17 protein-coding genes are annotated in these 18,044 nt (G+C 64.5%); 12 read left to right on the top strand and 5 right to left on the bottom strand.

What is annotated here, in order from left to right:
- Window positions 1-2: 2 nt before the first annotated feature.
- Both AB4Z38_RS02730 and AB4Z38_RS02725 read right to left on the bottom strand, forming a co-directional pair.
- A complete protein-coding gene (locus AB4Z38_RS02730; protein WP_441428284.1) occupies window positions 3-689 on the bottom strand; it encodes an ABC transporter ATP-binding protein in 687 nt (228 codons plus the stop codon).
- Between the two features lie 148 nt (window positions 690-837).
- Window positions 838-1,539 carry a queuosine precursor transporter gene (locus AB4Z38_RS02725; protein ID WP_441428283.1) on the bottom strand — a complete coding sequence of 234 codons (702 nt, stop codon included), beginning with the start codon at window positions 1,537-1,539 and terminating at the stop codon, window positions 838-840.
- Window positions 1,540-1,900: 361 nt separating this feature from the next.
- On the opposite strand from AB4Z38_RS02725, the gene AB4Z38_RS02720 reads away from it, so the two are divergent.
- Genes AB4Z38_RS02720 through AB4Z38_RS02710 form a run of 3 tightly spaced genes read left to right on the top strand, consistent with a single transcriptional unit; the run spans window position 1,901 to window position 3,443 of the window.
- Window positions 1,901-2,266 (top strand): iron chaperone, encoded by a 366-nt coding sequence (locus AB4Z38_RS02720; protein ID WP_441428282.1) that lies wholly within the window; start codon window positions 1,901-1,903, stop codon window positions 2,264-2,266.
- A 31-nt stretch (window positions 2,267-2,297) separates the two neighbouring features.
- Entirely contained in the window at window positions 2,298-2,831 is a 534-nt protein-coding gene (locus tag AB4Z38_RS02715; RefSeq protein WP_441428281.1) for a DUF6036 family nucleotidyltransferase, read from the top strand.
- 18 nt (window positions 2,832-2,849) lie between these two features.
- Window positions 2,850-3,443 carry a dihydrofolate reductase family protein gene (locus AB4Z38_RS02710; RefSeq protein ID WP_441428280.1) on the top strand — a complete coding sequence of 198 codons (594 nt, stop codon included), beginning with the start codon at window positions 2,850-2,852 and terminating at the stop codon, window positions 3,441-3,443.
- Between the two features lie 142 nt (window positions 3,444-3,585).
- On the opposite strand, the gene AB4Z38_RS02705 is transcribed toward AB4Z38_RS02710, so the two are convergent.
- Complete coding sequence (locus tag AB4Z38_RS02705) at window positions 3,586-5,097, bottom strand: helix-turn-helix domain-containing protein (RefSeq protein ID WP_441428279.1); 1,512 nt, start codon at window positions 5,095-5,097, stop codon at window positions 3,586-3,588.
- Between the two features lie 155 nt (window positions 5,098-5,252).
- Here AB4Z38_RS02705 and aceA point away from each other — a divergent pair, with 155 nt between their 5' ends.
- Window positions 5,253-6,581 carry an isocitrate lyase gene (gene aceA, locus AB4Z38_RS02700; protein ID WP_441428278.1) on the top strand — a complete coding sequence of 443 codons (1,329 nt, stop codon included), beginning with the start codon at window positions 5,253-5,255 and terminating at the stop codon, window positions 6,579-6,581.
- Window positions 6,582-7,022: 441 nt separating this feature from the next.
- Window positions 7,023-8,684, top strand: coding sequence for a malate synthase A (gene aceB / locus AB4Z38_RS02695; RefSeq protein WP_441428277.1), 1,662 nt, complete (start codon window positions 7,023-7,025; stop codon window positions 8,682-8,684).
- A 249-nt stretch (window positions 8,685-8,933) separates the two neighbouring features.
- Here the strand turns inward: aceB and AB4Z38_RS02690 are convergent, their stop codons facing one another.
- Both AB4Z38_RS02690 and AB4Z38_RS02685 read right to left on the bottom strand, forming a co-directional pair.
- Window positions 8,934-10,130 (bottom strand): MFS transporter, encoded by a 1,197-nt coding sequence (locus AB4Z38_RS02690; RefSeq protein WP_441428276.1) that lies wholly within the window; start codon window positions 10,128-10,130, stop codon window positions 8,934-8,936.
- 82 nt (window positions 10,131-10,212) lie between these two features.
- Entirely contained in the window at window positions 10,213-11,433 is a 1,221-nt protein-coding gene (locus AB4Z38_RS02685) for an ROK family transcriptional regulator (protein WP_441428275.1), read from the bottom strand.
- Window positions 11,434-11,611: 178 nt separating this feature from the next.
- On the opposite strand from AB4Z38_RS02685, the gene AB4Z38_RS02680 reads away from it, so the two are divergent.
- From AB4Z38_RS02680 to AB4Z38_RS02650, 7 genes are all read left to right on the top strand, one after another.
- A complete protein-coding gene (locus tag AB4Z38_RS02680; RefSeq protein WP_441428274.1) occupies window positions 11,612-12,733 on the top strand; it encodes a Gfo/Idh/MocA family protein in 1,122 nt (373 codons plus the stop codon).
- Complete coding sequence (locus AB4Z38_RS02675) at window positions 12,730-13,530, top strand: hypothetical protein (RefSeq protein ID WP_441428273.1); 801 nt, start codon at window positions 12,730-12,732, stop codon at window positions 13,528-13,530. Before AB4Z38_RS02680 ends, AB4Z38_RS02675 begins: the two co-directional genes overlap by 4 nt.
- Before the next feature lie 131 nt (window positions 13,531-13,661).
- Complete coding sequence (locus AB4Z38_RS02670) at window positions 13,662-14,978, top strand: ABC transporter substrate-binding protein (protein ID WP_441428272.1); 1,317 nt, start codon at window positions 13,662-13,664, stop codon at window positions 14,976-14,978.
- A 10-nt stretch (window positions 14,979-14,988) separates the two neighbouring features.
- The gene (locus AB4Z38_RS02665) at window positions 14,989-15,969 is read left to right on the top strand and encodes a carbohydrate ABC transporter permease (protein ID WP_441428271.1); all 981 of its coding nucleotides are present in this window, start codon (window positions 14,989-14,991) and stop codon (window positions 15,967-15,969) included.
- Window positions 15,969-16,862 carry a carbohydrate ABC transporter permease gene (locus AB4Z38_RS02660; protein ID WP_441428270.1) on the top strand — a complete coding sequence of 298 codons (894 nt, stop codon included), beginning with the start codon at window positions 15,969-15,971 and terminating at the stop codon, window positions 16,860-16,862. Before AB4Z38_RS02665 ends, AB4Z38_RS02660 begins: the two co-directional genes overlap by 1 nt.
- A 41-nt stretch (window positions 16,863-16,903) precedes the next feature.
- Window positions 16,904-17,665: a sugar phosphate isomerase/epimerase family protein gene (locus AB4Z38_RS02655; protein WP_441428269.1), complete on the top strand. Its 762-nt coding sequence runs from the start codon at window positions 16,904-16,906 to the stop codon at window positions 17,663-17,665.
- The coding region (locus AB4Z38_RS02650) for a Gfo/Idh/MocA family protein (protein ID WP_441428268.1) at window positions 17,662-18,044 on the top strand (383 nt) is incomplete at its 3' end. The genes AB4Z38_RS02655 and AB4Z38_RS02650, both read left to right, overlap by 4 nt.

Here is an 18,044-nt window from a genome sequence, read left to right as displayed (position 1 = left end):
GCTCACCGGCGAATCCTCGCCACGGCCTCGTCGGTACTAACCACGCGCGCACCGCCGTCGTCGACTATTACCGCCCGGGTACACGCTGCTTGGGCGACGTCCGCGTCGTGCGTGACCATGACGACGGCGGCACTCTTCTTGGCAGTCCGGGCGATCCGCTGCGCGAGCAGGCCGCGCATGCGGGTATCGAGCCGCTGCTCGGGTTCGTCCAGGACCAGCAATTCGAAGGGTCGGATGAACGCCGAGGCCAGGAGGAGCTTGCGGCGCTGTCCCGAGGAAAGCTGATCGGGAAACGCATCGGCCACCGTTTGGAGCTCGAAGAAGTCGATCTCTCCTTCCACAGCCGCATCGGGGTTGGCGAGGCCATGCCCCCGGGCCACCAAGGAAAGGTGCTCACGGACCGTGAGTGAATCGAAGTAGGCATCCTCATCCAGCAGCACCGAGACCTTGCTGCGAAAGAGGGCCGAGCGGTCGTCCGGCATCAAACCAAGAACGTGGGCATCGCCCTCAATGGCGGCCTGGGCGCCTATCATCGTGCGCAGCAGAGTGGACTTGCCGGCCCCGTTTTCGCCCACCATCCCGAGCACCTGCCCGGAAAAAACCTCGACGTCGAGGGGCCCACACACTGCATGCTCGCCGTAGCCTGCAACAAGATTCTCGGCCGTCAGCACGGCGTTTCCCAGCTTCATCCTCTGAAACTACCGGACTTCCCTGCGGTTCCCCTGAGCCGACGACGCCCGCTCACATATATCGCGTCCCGGGCCAACGCCCGCTCACATAAACGCCGTCCCGGCCGGACGCCCGCTCACATAAACGCCGTCCCGGGCCAACGCCCGCTCACACCCAGTAGCTGGGCTCGCGCTTCTTGATCCAGCCAATGACCAAGGACGTCACGGGCACGAGGATGTATTGGACACCGACCTTGTACACAAAGCCAACCAGCACGTAATTGACGAAGCTTCCGAAGTCCGTAATGCCGATGACCGAGGCCGCGATGCTGCAGAAGATGAGCGTGTCCACGAATTCGCCCACCCCGGATGAACCCATGAGTCGAGCCCAGAGGGTTCTCTCACCCGAACGGGCTTTCATCTTGACCAGGATCAGGGAGTTGATGGTCTGGCCGGCCAGGAACGCGAGAAGCGAAGCCAGGACGATCTGAGGAACCGGCCCCAGTGCGCCCTCGATGGCGGCCTGCTTGGCAGTGCCGTAATCGTCATTGAAACCGGGCAACGCGATGATGATCCAGTAGCAGAGCGATGCGAATGCTGACAGTGCGAACGAGGTGATGATTGCTTTGCGGGCCACCTTGAATCCATAAATCTCGCTCATCACATCGCCAAGAATGTAGGCAAGCGGAAAAAGGAAGAATCCGCCGTCGGTGATGATCGGACCGAAGACAACGCCTTTGGCAGCGCCAATGTTGGACAGGATCAGCACGACGGCCATGCATGCCAACATGATGCCAAAGTATGGGGAGCCTATTGACGCGAAGCGCGGCTCGGGTTTATTCAGGGTCTGGGATTCTGATGCTGACGTCATCGCTTGTCCGTTCGTAGTGGTTCGCGCAGGCGGCCGGAGTTAGCACGGCGCCCCGCTGTATTAGCACTGGTTGTGGACCCGCCTGCAGAACCGCGGAGCCCTCCCTATTCTCGCATCGAGGAATCGAGAATTGTCCGGAAAACTCGCCACCGTCCACAACGCTCCATCAGATCAAGTGAGCGAGCGTGCCGCCAAAACCCCATATAGGTGAGCGGGCGTGCCGCCAAAACCCGATATAAGTGAGCGGGCGTCGGAGTCGCCCCAAACCTGTACGGCGCCCTCTGGCAGTGCTGCGCGCGCTGAGGCAAGCTTGGTCCAAGACCGGCTGAACGGCGGGGCACGGAACGGAGCGGGGAAGCGTATGGTGGAACATTTTGACTCGGTGGACGAATACATCGCGTCGCGGCCGGACGAGGTGCAAACCATCCTTCAGGAGATCCGACGGCGGACCCTGGCGGCCGTGCCCGGAGCCGGAGACAGGATCAGTTACGGAATCCCCACGATCACCCTCGACGGCCATTACGTGGTGTATTTCGCGGCGTGGAAGCGCCATATTTCCGTCTATCCAGTGCCCGACTGCGACGAGGACTTCGAGCGGGAAATCGCCCCTTTCCGGGCGGCCAAGGGCACGTTGAAGTTCCCCCTGGGGAAGCCGATGCCTTACGAGCTCATTGAAGAAGTGGCGACGCTGCTGGCTGAGCGCGAGCGACAGCGGGGCGGCTACTGACAATCGGCCTGTGCGGGGGTACGGTACAGCCATGCGCCGCGATGAGCTTGAGCACGCCATCCGGGCCGCTACGGATATCATCCACGGCGACCGGGTGATCGTGATCGGTAGCCAGTCAATTCTGGGATCGTTCACGGAGGACCAGCTACCTGCGGCAATCACCATGTCGGATGCCGTCGACGTAGCCCCGTTTTCCGACGACGACGCCGGCACGCTTGCGGACAGCATCGATTCCGCGCTTGGGGAGTGGTCGCCTTTCCACAAAGAGTTCGGCTTCTATGTCCAGGCGGCCGAAAGGGAGACTGCTGTGCTCCCGGAGGACTGGGAGTACCGCCTTGTCGGTGTGCGCAATGAGCGGACACGGAACAGCACCGGGCTTTGCCTCGATCCCTACGATCTGTGCGCGGCGAAGCTGATTGCGGCACGCCCCAAGGACCATGCCTTCGTTCTGGCACTCGTCGAGTCATCCCTCATCGACCGCGTCCAGCTCGTAGACAGAATCAGGCTGATAGACCCATCCGAGCCTCGCCGCGATGCGGCTTTGTCTTGGGCAATGTCCGTTTGACCTGAAGGAGCAAAGGTAATGACCAAGGTAGTGGCGTTCATGTCGATGTCCCTCGACGGCTACGTGGCGGACCTCGAGGATGGCGTCGACGAGGTCTTCGACTGGTACTTCGCAGGCGACGTCGACGTCCCCACGTTCAACCCCGCCTTCACGTTCCATGTTTCCGAAGCCAGCGCCGAACACCTACGGGCCTTGATGGGCGAGGTAGGTGCGATGCTCACCGGGCGACGGACCTCAGACCGCGCTGACGCCTGGGGCGGCCAGCACCCGTTCGGCGTGCCCGCGTATGTCGTCACTCACCAGATGCCCGAGGGGTGGCCCCGCTCCGACTCTGCGGTGCATTTCGTCACCGACGGACTGGAAAGCGCTGTCGGGCAGGCAAAGGCGGCGGCTGGCGACAAGATCGTCGGCATGCACGGGCCGGACACCATTCGGCAGTGCCTCGACTCCGGCCTGCTCGACGAGATTCGCGTCGACCTGGTTCCGCTGCTGCTAGGATCCGGCATCCGGCTTTTCGATCGCATTGAGAACGCGCCGGTCACTTTGGGCAACCCGACCGTCGTCGAGGGCGTGGGCGTCACTCACTTGAGCTATCCGGTCCTCAACTCGTAGCCCCTTGGCGATGTCGGCGTCACGCCGGACGGGTTTTTGGGTCCGTGTCATGGGCCAAGCCGCGGAATTCCGGGGTGGTTCAACCCACGGGCATCCAAAAAGGTGCGTGGCGTGACACGTCCACCAAGCCCGCGCACAAAAACTACCCAGAGTGCGCCTCCAGGAACGCGTACACCTCGGTCTCATCGACGCCGGGGAACGCGCCCGGCGGCATGGCGGCCAACAGGTGCGAGTGGGCGCGGGCGGACGGCCAGGCGTTTCCTGCCCAGGATGAAGCCAACGACGCCGGCGGCCGCTTGCAGCAATTCGGGTCCGGACACGTCGAGGTAGCCCGCGCCGTCGTCTCCCTCCCGCGGAACCACTTCACGTGCTGGTACGGCACGCCGATGCTCAGCGAAAATTCCCCCGCCGCAGAGCGCTCGGTGCGGGCCGTGCACCAATACGTGCCGGAGACGGTGTCCGTATATTGGCTGTAGGCGCTGAACTTGTCCGGAACGTCGAAGACGGCACGCGACGTCCACGCTTTGCACGCCGGCTGGCCCTCGATGGCGCCGGTATGGTCCTGAGGGAAGGCGACGCCGTCGTTCTCGTAGGCCTTGTAGATGATGCCGCTCTGGTGGGTCTTCTGGAAGTGGGTAGTGATGCCCAGGTGCTTCGTGGCGAGGTTGGTGAAGCGGTGCGCCGCGGTTTCGTAGGAGACGGCGAAGGCGTCCCGGATATCCTCGACGGCAATTTCCTTGGCGGCTTTCGCCTTTTGCAGGAATTCCAGGGTGGCGTGTTCGGGCAGGAGTAGCGCTGCGGCGAAGTAGTTGGTCGCGACGCGCTGCGCCAGGAAGTCGCCGTAGTTCTTGGGCGTCTCGTGGCCCAGGACGTAGTGGCCCAGGGCCTGCAGGAGGACAGAACGGGGATCGTGGTCCTGCCGTTGGCTCTGCGTGAGATAAATTCGGTGATTCTTTAGATCGGTCACTGAACGGGTGGAATGGGGCAGGTCGCCCACGTGGTGAAGCGTGAATCCGAGGTGGTCCGCGATGTCCGCAATGACGTGCTGGCTCAGGGGACCGGTCGTGTATCCAACGCCTTTGAGGACCTTCTGCGCTTCGGCCTCGTACTCCGGAAAATAGTTGCCGCGCTCGCGCATCATGGCACGTAGTTCGCCGTTCGCGCGCCGGGCTTCTTCCGGCGTCGCGATTTGCTCATTGAGCCTGCGCTCAAGCTCCTGGAGGAGACCAATCTGCGACTCCAGCACATCAAGCGGGAGCCGCGCGCTGACACGGATTTTCGGCAAGTTCAGGGACTCATAGAGGGGCCCGCGCTGGTACCGCTCCAGCTCGATTTCCAGGGCGGCGCGGCGGCTGGGCGGTTCCGCTCCGAGCAACTGGTCGATGCCCACATTCAAGGCGGCCGCGAGTTGCTTCAATAAACCCAGCTTGGGCTCGCGCTTGCCGTTCTCAATGAGGCTCAGCTGGCTGGGGGCAGTCCCGACGGCGGCGCTCACGTCGTCGAGGGTCAGTCCGGCCTGCTTGCGCAGGTACCGCACGCGGCGGCCCAGGCTGATGACGTCCAGTTCAGCGTCAGCGGCAGATGACGACGGCGGCGATACTTCGCGGTTCCAGCTCACAGGTGACATTTCTTGAGCATACGCGAAGAAGTGCATTTCTTTCCATGGTTTTTCTCTAGCAAGTCCCTTGGAAGTACTGAAAAGTGAGAACTACGGAAACCCCGGCCGGCCTGGACTGCAAAGGCGCAGCGAAGACCGGCCGGGGCTACATACACAGCAACACGCCAAAGTAGCGTCAAAGGAGACAGACAATGACCGCAGCATTTGAACCAGGACAGCCCGCCGCTCAGCAGATAGCAACTGAGCAGGCCGCCGCACTGGAGCTCGAATGGGCTGCCAACCCGCGTTGGGAAGGCGTCACCCGCGATTACTCGGCCACCGACGTCGTCCGCCTCCGCGGCCGCGTCTCCGAGGAACACACCCTGGCCAAGCGCGGCTCCGAGAAGCTGTGGAAGCAACTCACCGAAGAGCACAAGGAAGGCAAGTACACCAACGCCCTCGGCGCATTGACCGGCAACCAGGCCGTGCAGCAGGTCAAGGCCGGGCTGCGGGCCATCTACCTTTCCGGCTGGCAGGTCGCCGCCGACGCCAACAACTCCGGCCACACCTACCCGGACCAGTCGCTCTACCCGGCCAACTCCGTCCCCACCGTGGTCCGCCGCATCAACAACGCCCTGCTCCGGGCCGACCAGATCGAATTCTCCGAGGGCATCCAGACCGTCGAGGACTGGCTGGTCCCGATCGTCGCCGACGCCGAAGCCGGTTTCGGCGGCCCGCTGAACGCCTACGAACTCATGAAATCCATGATCCAGGCCGGCGCCTCGGGCGTGCACTGGGAAGACCAGCTCGCGTCCGAAAAGAAGTGCGGCCACCTCGGCGGCAAGGTGCTCATCCCCACCCAGCAGCACGTCCGGACCCTGAACGCCGCCCGCCTCGCGGCCGACGTCGCAGGCACCCCTTCGGTGATCATCGCCCGCACCGACGCGGAGGCAGCCACCCTGATCACCTCCGACGTCGACGAGCGCGACCAGGAATTCATCACCGGCGAACGTACCGCTGAGGGCTTCTACAAAGTCCGCAACGGCATCGAACCCTGCATCGCCCGCGCCAAGGCCTACGCCCCGTACTCCGACCTCATCTGGATGGAAACGGGCACCCCGGACCTCGAACTGGCCCGCAAGTTCGCCGAGTCCGTCAAGGCCGACTTCCCGGACCAGATGCTCTCCTACAACTGCTCGCCGTCCTTCAACTGGCGCAAGCACCTGGACGACGCCACCATCGCCAAGTTCCAGCGCGAACTCGGCGCCATGGGCTTCACCTTCCAGTTCATCACCCTGGCTGGCTTCCACGCCCTGAACTACTCGATGTTCGACCTAGCCCACGGCTACGCCCGTGAAGGCATGAGCGCCTACGTCGAACTTCAGGAGAAGGAATTCGCCTCCGAGTCCCGCGGCTACACCGCAACCAAGCACCAGCGCGAAGTCGGCACCGGCTACTTCGACGACATAGCCACTGCGCTCAACCCGAACGCATCCACCCTGGCCCTGGTGGGATCCACCGAAGAAGGCCAGTTCCACTAAAACTTCCCGTTCGACGGCGGGGCTCGCGTCCTGCGGTAGCTCCGGCCTACGGTCCGGCAATGCTCTGCCTGCTATTGGGGCCGAAAAAGGCAATCCTCCGCGTGCTATTCCCCATCCCCGTCCTATGGCCTCGCAAAGCTCGGCCCAGGACGGGGACAGGGCCCCTTTTACGCACCCTTCCGGATCACCTTTCCCGGCCGTCTGCGCTCGCCGACTGGCGCACCAGGCCGGAGGAGCCGGTATCGCGGCAGCCTGCGTAAAAGGGGCCCTGCGTCCCGGTCCGTCCTCGCTCAGCGAGGTCGAAACCGGGACGTGGGGAATAGCAGGCAGAGCGGTGCCGGTCCGAAGGGCCGGACGCAACCACCGCAAGCACCCAGCCAAAGCCACGCACCGAACCCAGCACCCGTCGTCGAACATTTGCTTCTCTGAGGAGAGATTGAGATGAACAGCTTCACTGACAATTACACGATCAACGGCATCACGCTGACCGCCCAGCCCATCCACCGGCAGAACGAGGTTCTTACCCCGGATGCCCTCGAGTTCGTGGCAACCCTGCACCGCGCGACGGCGGAGCGCCGCCAGGAGCTCATGCAGGCGCGGCACACCCGCCGCGGCCAGATCGCGAGCGGACAGGATCCGCGGTTCCTCCCGGAGACGGCGGAAATCCGCAACGATCCGAACTGGCGCGTCGCTCCCCCGGCCCCGGGCCTGGAAGACCGCCGCGTGGAGATCACCGGACCGGTTGACCGCAAGATGACCATCAATGCGCTGAACTCGGGCGCGAAGGTATGGCTGGCCGACATGGAAGACTCCTCCACCCCCACGTGGCGCAACGTCATCCAGGGCCAGCTGAACCTCACCGATGCCCTGGAACGCCGGATCGACTTCACGTCAACCTCCGACGGCCGCAGCAAGGAATACAAGCTCCGTGCCGCCGAGGATCTGCCGACCATCGTGGTCCGGCCCCGCGGCTGGCACCTGCCGGAAAAGCACATGCTCATCGACGGGAAGCCCGTCGCCGGCGGCGTGGTCGACTTCGGCTTGTTCTTCTTCCACAACGCACGCCGCCTGCTCGCCCAGGGCAAGGGCCCGTACTTCTACCTGCCCAAGATCGAGAACCACCTCGAGGCCCGCCTCTGGAACGACATCTTCATCCAGGCCCAGGACCTGCTCGGCATCCCGCAGGGCACCATCCGCGCCACGGTGCTGATCGAGACCATCACCGCGGCATTCGAAATGGAAGAGATCCTCTACGAGCTGCGCGATCACGCCTCGGGACTGAACGCAGGCCGCTGGGACTACATCTTCTCCGTGATCAAGAATTTCCGCACCCGCGGCCCCCGCTTCGTGTTGCCGGACCGCGCCCAGGTGTCCATGACCCAGCCGTTCATGCGCTCCTACACCGAGCAACTGGTCCGGGCCTGCCACCGCCGCGGAGCCATGGCGATCGGCGGCATGGCTGCAGCCGTCCCCAACCGCAAGGACGAGGCCGCCAACACGGCAGCGTTCGAAAAGGTCCGCGCGGACAAGACCCGCGAAGCCGGCGACGGTTTCGACGGTTCCTGGGTCGCCCACCCGGACCTGGTTCCGGTCTGCCGCGAAGTGTTCGACGGCGTACTCGGCGACCGTCCGAACCAACTGGACCGCTCACGCGAGGACGTCACCCCCGACGACCGCGCCCTGATCGACATCGCCTCCACCACAGGCACCATCACCGAAACCGGCATCCGGAACAACATCGAAGTGGGCATCCGCTACATCGAGTCCTGGCTGCGCGGCAACGGCGCCGTGGCCATCCACAACCTCATGGAAGACGCGGCCACCGCCGAGATCTCCCGCTCGCAGCTGTGGCAGTGGATCTACTCCCACGCCATCACCGACACCGGTGAGCTCATCACCCGCGAATGGGTCACCGACCTGCTGGACGAGGAGTTCGCACGCCTCGAACGCTTCGACGACGACCGCTTCAACGATGCCCGCAGCATCTTCGAAGAAGTCACCCTGGCCGAGGAGTTCCCCACCTTCCTGACCATCCCGGCCTACGCCCGCTACCTCACCGAAGCCCGCGAGGAAGCGACCAAGGAAGAACTCGTAGCCGCCTAATCCCCACCGGCTCCCGAACCTCGCCGGCGTGGGCCCACCCACCGGCTCCCGAACCTCGCCGGCGTGGGCCCACGTCCGCTGGGCTGCCTGCACTCTTCGCAACAAGTGACCCCGATGGTCGGGGAGGCAGCCCAGCGACGGACTCACCAACACTCGCGCGAGCTGGCAGCAGATGACCTCAAAACGCTTGGGAAGCGTCATCTGCTGCCAGCTCGCGCGGGGTTAAGGGACGACGACGGCGACGCGCGCCTAGCGTTGCCGGGCCACCCAGCGCACTGAGAGGGTGGTGCAGACGCAGAACGCGGCGACCGAGCCAAGGATCACCAGGAGCGGCACGGTCCAGCCGCCGGAGGTGCCGTGCACGTAGCCGATGATGGTGGGAGCCAGGGCCGCGAAGCAGTAACCCACCCCTTGCACGACGGCGGACATCTTGCCTGCCGAGGCTTGGTCGCGGGCGAACTTGATGATCGCGATGAAGATGACCGTGATGCCGCCACCCTGCGCGACTCCGCCCAGGGACGACCACAGCCACCACCAGCCCGGGGCCAGCAACAAGCCCAGGGGCACGGTGAGCCACAACGCACCCAAGGTGGCCGCCACCGCCGTCGTACTGGCGAAACGGGCAAGCAGCGGCACACCGAGCCCGCCCACAATCGCGAAAATCTGGAAGATCGACGATCCCGCGCCGGCTTGTGCGGTGCCCATGCCCAGCTCGTCGGCCAGGAAACTGGGAAGCCACGCGGTCACGCCGTAGTACGAAAATGCCTGGCCGGCGAAGCCGAGCGTCAGGCCGACGGTCAGCCAGCCGACCCCGGAGGCGTTGCCGGACCGCGAGCCCTGAGCGGCCGGAACCGGTGCCGGAACGAACGCGCTGCGGGCACCGACGGTGGGGATCCAGAACAGGATGGCCGCCAAGGCCAGGAGGGCACTTGCCGCGAGGGCAAGCCGCCAGCCCACGAGTTCGGCGAGCGGGGCGGTGGCCACCGAAGTCAGGAAGGACCCGATGTTCAGCGCCGCCGTGTACACACCCATCGCGGTTGCCTGGCGTCGCGGCGCGAAGTCCCGGCGGATGATGAGTGGCACTGCGATGTTGCCGATAGTGATGGCGAGGCCGATGAGGACGGTGCCCACCATGACCGGGACACCACCGCCGCTGGAGCGGATCACGACGCCGGCCAGCACACCCGCCAGCGTGAGCATCACCGCGAACTCGGCGCCGAGCCTGCGTCCGGCCATCGAAGCCAGCGGCGCGGCGAGCGAGAAGCAGAGCACGGGAATGCCCGTCAGCAGCCCGAGTTCGACGGGCGAGAATCCTAGATCCCGTTTCAGGGAATCCACCACCGGCGCCACCGCGACGAAAGGTCCTCGCATGTTGAGGGCGATGAGGCCGATGCACGCGAGGATCAGCCAGCCGCGTGGGACTTTGGCAAGGAATTGGCCGGTCATGGAGCGCAGTGAAGGGCGGGGAAAGTAGGCATCACCTTCATTGCTATCACGGCATGCCGCGGCAGAACGCCATAGTGGCTCGTCAGCCCGTTGCTTGGAGCGTGGCTTCGATCACTGCCGGAGACAAAACGTGCTGGGTGACCATCTGGCTCGCACCGAGGATCGCGGCCTGGTCGCCAGCCATCGAGATGCCGATGCGCAGATGCGAGGTGGCCAATGGAAGGGAGCGCCGATAGACAACTTCACGGATGCCGGCCACGAGGTGCTCGCCGGCCTCCCCCACGCTGCCGCCGATGACGATCATGGAGGGGTTAAGCAGATTGACGACAGTTGCCAGGACATCGCCGACGTCGCGCCCCGCCTGCCGGAGCGCTTGGATGGCCTGCAGGTTTCCCTCGGCTACGAGTCGCAACACTTCGCCGCCGTTGGTCGCCGCGAGTCCTTGGGCTTGTAGTTGGCGCGCGATGGCAGGCCCGGAGGCGAGTGCTTCAAGGCAGCCGTAGTTCCCGCAACGGCAGAGGACGTCGTCGCCGCGGGGAACCCGGACATGGCCGAGGTCCCCGGCAGTGCCGTTGGCGCCGCGCTGCAGCTCGCCGCTGCTGATGATGCCGGCGCCGATGCCCGTGGCGATTTTGATGAAGAGCAAATTGTCGTGGTCTGGCCAAAACGCCGTGCGTTCGCCCAAGGCCATGATGTTGACGTCGTTGTCCACCAGGACCGGAACGGGCAGCGAGCGCTGCATGTAACGGACCACGTCGAATCCGTCCCAGCCGGGCATGATCGGAGGCTTGACCGGCCGGCCCGTATCGTGTTCCACCGGGCCGGGCAGTCCGATGCCGATCCCTGCGAGGTCCTCAAGGTTGCGGCCGGCTTCGGCGAGCAGTTCCCGCCCCGCCGCGACCACCCTGCCGAGCACCGCATCGGGACCGTCAGCGACTTCCTGCGCGAGGCGGCGCTCGGCCAGGACTGTTCCGCCGAGATCGGTGACCGCGACGATCACGTGCGTCGCTCCGACGTCGACCGCCAAGACAACCCGGGCCGCAGGGTTGAAGGCAAAGCGCGACGGCGGCCTGCCGCCACTGGAACTCGCCTCACCGGCGGGGCCCACGAGTCCGGAGTTCATGAGGGCGTCGATGCGCGAGGCGACCGTGGAGCGGGCCAGTCCGGTAGTGAGGGCGAGTTCGGCCCGGGTTCGTGCCTGGCCGTCGCGAAGAAGCTGAAACAGATCTCCTGCACGCGAAAGGCTTCCGGCGTCCTGTACGGAACCGTCCTTGCCGGGCTCTTTTCCGGGTGCTGAGGTCATGCATCAGTGATAGCACGATTGCTTATGGCTGTCACGCAGCAAAAAGATTGTCGAAGGTTTTTCAACTTTTGCTTGCTCATCGACAAAAGTCGTCGTAGGTTGTTTGTGAGAAGCGCCACGCAGCCCACGAAGCCGCGCTGAAACTCCAGAGACTCCGTTTACGAAGAGGTAACTGATCTTGTCCAGCCAGTCACAGGCAACACCGTTAGGATCTCCCCGACCCCTCGGCGTCGGCATCCTTGGGGCCGGCCCGGTCACCCAAGCAATCCACCTTCCTTCCCTCGCCCGGCTCCGGAACATCCTGGAAGTCCGCCACATCATGGACGTCGACTCCGCGGTTGCCGAATCGGTCGCAGCCCGCGTCGGCGCCAACTACAGCACCAGCATGGACGCGCTCCTGGGCGATCCCGACGTCGACATCGTGGCCATCTGCAGCCCCCACCAGTTCCACGCGGACCAGGTCATCGCCGCATGTCGCGCGGGAAAGAAGGCCGTCCTCTGCGAAAAGCCCTTCGCCATGAGCGGCGAGGAAGCGGCCCGGATTTCGGCGGTCAGCGAGGAAACCGGCGTGCCGATCATCGTGGGCGCCATGCACACCTTCGATCCAGGCTGGCTCGCAGCCGAAGCCAACTGGGGCGATCTCCCCGAAAACGTCCACACCATCCGTTCTTCCATCGTCCTTCCGCCCAATGCCCGCTTCGAAGACTTCGCCACCGAAATCATCACCCGGCCCGCCGGCGGCACGCCTGACTACAGCGACGTCGAGGTCATCAAGAACGCCCTCCGCGGCGGCATCATGGGACTCGCCATCCACGACCTTCCCCTCGTCCGCCGCTTCACCCCGGATTTCGAAGACCTCGAAATCCTTCAGGCGCGCCACGTTCGCCCCTTCGGCTACGTGATTTCCCTTCGTTCCGGAAAAGAGGGTGCAGGAGACCGGATTATCGAGCTCAGGGCAGCCATGAACAAGACATGGAAGCCGGAATGGACCTTCGAAGCGATCTCGGACGACGCAGCCCTTCGCGTGGACTTCACCCCTTCCTACGTGCAGGCGGGTTCCGCCGTCGCGACCATCACCCGCGGCACCACAAGCACCACGTACGGACCGTTCGAGCACAACGGCTATGAGGGTGAGTGGCGCGAACTCGCCCAATTGGCCCTCGGAACCAAGCAACCGCCGTCGGCCGAAAACCTCATCAATGACCTCACCTTCGCGATAGCCATTGCCGACGCCACCGTTGATGAGGCGGCAGCCGAGCATATCCAGCACGCGAACAGCCACGCAGGAGCCCGCTCATGAGCACCCAGTACACGGTCACTTCCACCCCGCAGGCCGAAGAGGGCGGCGCCGTGGCACTCGCGGTCGCTTCGCTTCCGGCGAGCTTCGACCCGGTAGCAGCAGGGGAGGCCGCACGGATCTCCGCCATCGAGGGCGGTCCTGGCTGGACCACGGAGGCAATCAAGGCGATCGACGGCGGGGCATCGGGCATCGTCGTCGTCAATCCTGTCCCGGAAAGCACCGCCGCCCTGCTCGACGCCGCTGAAGTGTCCGGCGTCGCGATTGTCCTGGACCAGCGCTGGGCATCGAACCCCGGTCTCGCCGGAGCCGAAGACGCCGTCCGCTCGGTAGCCGGCCGCGCCGCCATGCTGGACTCGGTCGCGACGGCCGCGGCAGGCACGGATCCGGAAGGGCTCCTCACCGAGCACCTCGCCGCCGTCGTGCGCGTCACTGGTCAGCTGGACGCGCTTCGCCTCCTGCGCCGCGGCACGCACGGCTACACGGCTTCCGGGCGGCTCCCCAACGGAGCTCCGGTTTCGCTCCAGGGCGTGCTGAGCAACTCCCGGCCCGCCGGCGTCGACTTCCGCCTGTACACCGACGACGGCGGTGTCAGCATCACGGTTCCGGAGCCGCTTGCCGCCTGGCCGGCGGAGGTCCGGGCCACCGGACCCCAAGGAGAAATCCTCCTGCCCACCCTTTACGAATCCGCCCACCGGACCACTTGGCGCCGGCTCAAGGAAAACCTCGACGCCGGCACTCTCCCCTCCGATCTGGCCGGCTTCGCGCGGCTGACGGAATCCATCGCGCACCTGACCTGAACCCAAGCTCCTCAACTACGCAACCAGCACAATCGAGCAAAACAGAGCACCAAGCAATCATTAGCCTTCTCGACGACGAGCCGGACCGCACCAAACGCGCAGACCACGCAGCGGTCCCGAAAGGAATCATCATGAATGTTCAGTCCGAAGCCAGCCGCAATTTCTCCCGCAGGGGTTTCCTCGGCCTCACGGCGGCAGCAGCGGCTGTCCCCCTGCTCGCGGCTTGCGGAGGCGGCTCCAGCTCGAGCTCAACTGGCGGCGCCATCAAGTTCTGGGACATGCCGTGGGGCACCCCGGCCTATAACGACGCCGCCAAGAAGATCGCAGAGAGCTACGTACCCACAGGCAGCAGCGGCAAGGCCAGTTACCAGATCATCCAGTGGAACAACTTCTACCAGACCTTCTCCTCGGCCATCGCGTCCAAGACCGGGCCTGCGGTGTCCACCGGTGGCGGTTTCCAGGCCTTCCAGTTCGAGCAGCAGGGCCAGATCGCTTACGCGGACAAGGTCATCGACGCACTGAAGAAGAACGGCCAGTTCGACGACTTCCTGCCGGGCGTGCTCGAGCCCTTCAAGACGGACAAAGGCTACGTCGCCGTTCCGTGGCAGCTGGACATGCGCCCGCTGTGGTACCGCAAATCCCTCTTCGACCAGGCCGGCGTGGCCGTTCCAACCGACTGGCCCAGCCTGCTCGAGGCAGGCAAGAAGCTCAAGTCCATCGGTGCGGTCGGCTTCGCTACGGGTTCCGGCGCGGGCAACAACATCGGCAACCACTTGATGATCATGATGATGATCAACAACGGCGGTGGCGTCTTCACCAAGGACGGCCAGCTGGACGTCATGAACGACCGCAACGTCGAAGCCATTGAGTTCCTGCTCGAGCTGGTCTCCAACGGCGTCGTCGACCCCGCGGCGGTCAGTTACACCACGGACAACCTCGATGCGCAGTGGAAGAACAAGAAGGCGGCGTTCGGCATGTATGTGCTGGGCCTGCCGCAGCGCGTGGGAGACACCTCCGGAGACCTCCTGGTCGCGAGCCCGATGGCAGGTCCGCACGGCGACAAAGCCGCATTGGTGTTCCCGAACAACATCATGATGTACAAGAACACCCCCTCCCAAGAGTCTTCCGAGGCCTTCCTGACCTACTACCTGGGACAGGTCAAGGAGCTGTGGCGCCAGAAGCTGATGAATGGACTGCCGGTCTTCAAGTCCATCACTGAACTTCCCGAGTTTGCCGGCGATCCCAACAACGTCAAGATCGTCAAGGAATACCAGCCGATCGCGAAGACCTTCGCCGCGCAAGGCACCTCGCTCAACGCCAACCTCGCTGTTCTGGACGGCGGCCAGGCACTGAACCAGTTCACCCAGACCATCCTGACCGGAAAGACCGACGCCAAGACGGCACTCACGGCCTTCAAGACCGGCCTCGAATCCGTCATCAAGAAGTAAAGCCGTCGCCATGTCAACTACCACAACACAGTCCGGCCTCGCCCGGGCCCGTCGGGGCCTCGCCCCGGGCGGGCCCGGGGGCGGGTCCCATCACCGCGACGGCAGCCTGAACCGCAAGAGCAAACTGTCGGGCCAGACCCGCCGGACCTTTTTCTGGCTCCTGCTGCCCTCCATCGTCCTGCTCATCCTGATCAACGGCTACCCGCTGATCTACGCCGGTGTCCAGGCAACCCACGACGGCTCCTTGATCGACACCGGCAACTTCGTCGGCGTGGACAACTTCGCCACCGTCCTGTCCTCGCCCGCTTTCTGGAAGGCCGCACAGTTCACCCTGTGGTTCACCATCGTCGGTGTCTTCGGTTCCTGGCTGGTGGGCTTGGGTCTGGCCCTGCTCCTGCGTACCAAGATCCCCGCCGGGGGCACCTTCAAGGTCCTGCTCCTGCTGCCCTGGGTGGTGCCGATCGTGGTGTCCTCCACCGCCTGGAACTGGCTCGTCGCCACCCCGGACAGCCTCATCCCTTCCATCTTCCGCAACCTCGGACTGGGCACGCCGCTGTTCCTGGCCGACCCGCACCTCGCCGCCGTCATGGTCATGGTCTTCAAGGTCTGGGTCAGCTTCCCCTTCATGATGATGATGATCTCCGCCGCACTGGCTTCCGTGGACACCACCGTCTACGAAGCGGCCAGCATGGATGGCGCCAGCAAGTGGCAGCAGTTCACCCAGATCACCCTGCCCATGATCGCCCGCTCCACCTACATCAGCTGGATCCTGATGACGATCTTCTGCGTCAACGACTTCCCCACCATCTACCTGCTCACCGGCGGCGGACCCGTCGACGCCACCACCTCCCTCGTGGTCCTGGCCTACCGCAGCGTCTTCCAGGACTTCCAGACGGGACCCGGCGTCGCCATCGCCTTCCTCATGACCCTCACCCTCGTCGTCGTGTCGGTCTTCCTGTACCGCCAGATCCGAAAGTCGAGCGTCGAATAATGAGCGCAGTACTCCACGCACACCCCGAATCCGGACCCACGCTCGGCGTCGCGGGACCCGAGAAAACCCGCCGCGCCCTCTCCGAAGCCGGCCTGCGCGGACGCTGGTGGCGGTTCGTCCTGATCCTGGCCATCACTGCCATCGTCCTCGTCCCGATCATGGTCACCGTGGTCCTGGCCCTCACCCCAGGCCCGAACAGCACCGCCACGGGCCTGACCTTGGAAAACATCACCGGTGTCTTCTCCAAGACCCTCGCAGGCACCTGGCTGACCAACAGCCTCATCACTACGCTTTCCACGGTGATCGTCTCCGTCGCTGTCGCCGCACCCGCCGGCTACGTCCTCTCCCGCGGCCGCTCCAAAGCCGTCTCCGGCTACTCGCTGCTGCTGTTCGTCATGCAGTCCCTGCCGATCATCACCTCCGTGGTGCCGCTGTTCATCCTCTTCGCGGGGATGGGACTTGTGGACAACCTGCTCGGTCTGATCATCATTTACGTCGGCTCCACCATGACGGTGGCCACCTGGATGATGGCCGCATACTTCGACTCCATCCCGGTCAGCCTCGAGGAAGCCTCCTGGATCGACGGCTGCTCCGTGTTCGGATCGTTCACGAAGGTGGTGCTGCGCAATTCCCTGCCCGGCATCCTGTCCACCGCCATCTTCGCGTTCCTCCTGGCCTGGAACGACTACCTCGTCGCAATCGTGTTCCTGCGCTCCAACGAGATCTTCACCCTGCCGGTCGGCGTTCAGTCCTTCTTCCAGCAAAACATGACCGACTGGTCCGGCGTCATGGCCCTCGCCGTCGTTATGATGCTCCCGCCGATCATCGTCTTCGCCACCCTGAACAAATACTTCAGCGTCGGCGGCATCGGCGGATCGCTCGCCGGCCGCTAACTGACTCTCATCTCACGCAACTGACAACGCAAAGGAAAACCATGTCTTACTCCATCCAGCTGTACACCCTGCGCAATGCCATGCAGGAAGACCTGCCGGGCACCATCAAAAAGGTTGCCGAGATCGGTTTCACGCAGGTTGAGCCCTACAATTTCGTGGCCACCGCAAAGGAGCTGGGCGCGGCCTTGAAGGAGAACGGGCTGAGCGCCCCATCCGGCCACGCTCCGCTGCTGAGCCAGGACCAGGACGAGATCTTCGCAGCCGCGAAGGAACTGGGAATCTCCACGGTCATCGACCCGTACCTGCCTGCCGAGCACTGGCAGAAGGCCGAAGACATCCAGGCCACCGCGGCCAAGCTCAACGCCGCAGCGAAGAAGGGCGCCGAATACGGCATCCGCGTCGGCTACCACAACCATGCTTGGGAACTCGAGTCCACCATCGAAGGCCAGACAGCCCTGGAGTACTTCGAAGGCCTCCTTGACCCGGAACTGGTCCTGGAAGTCGACACCTACTGGGCCTCGGTCGGCGGCCAGAACCCGGCGGAACTGCTCGCCCGCCTCGGCGACCGGGTGAAGTTCATCCACATCAAGGACGGCCCGGGCACCACAGATACCAAGGCCCAGTTGCCGGCAGGCCAGGGCACCATACCGGTGCTCGACGTCGTTGCTGCCGCAAAGTCCCTCGAGGTGGGCGTCGTGGAGTTCGACGACTACGCCGGAAACATCTTCGAAGGCATCGCCGAGAGCCTCGCCTTCCTGCGGGACTCCGCTGCAACCACAGGAGCACAGGACGTGAACGCATGAGCGCGGCAACACACCAGACCACACCTTCCACCCCGTCTTCCCTCCGGGGGCCCGTAGGCGTCGCCGTCATCGGCGCGGGCAACATCAGCAAGGCTTACCTGGACAACCTGACGGTCTTCCCGGACCTGGAGGTCCTCGTGATCGCGGACCTCTTCGAGGACGCCGCCCAAGCGCGGGCCAAGGAATACGGCATCCCCGAGTGGGGCGGCGTGGACGCGGCCCTGAACCACCCCGACGTCGAGATCATCGTGAACCTGACCATCCCGGCCGCCCACGTCGAGGTGGCCACCGCGGCCGTCAACGCCGGCAAGCACGTCTGGACCGAGAAGCCGTTCTCCCTGGACCGCGAATCCGGCCTGGCATTGTTGAAGACGGCCGA

It is taken from the genome of Arthrobacter sp. 2RAF6 (genome assembly GCF_052115205.1).
Classification (GTDB): Bacteria; Actinomycetota; Actinomycetes; order Actinomycetales; family Micrococcaceae; genus Arthrobacter.
This window is presented reverse-complemented; position numbering and strand designations above follow the sequence as displayed.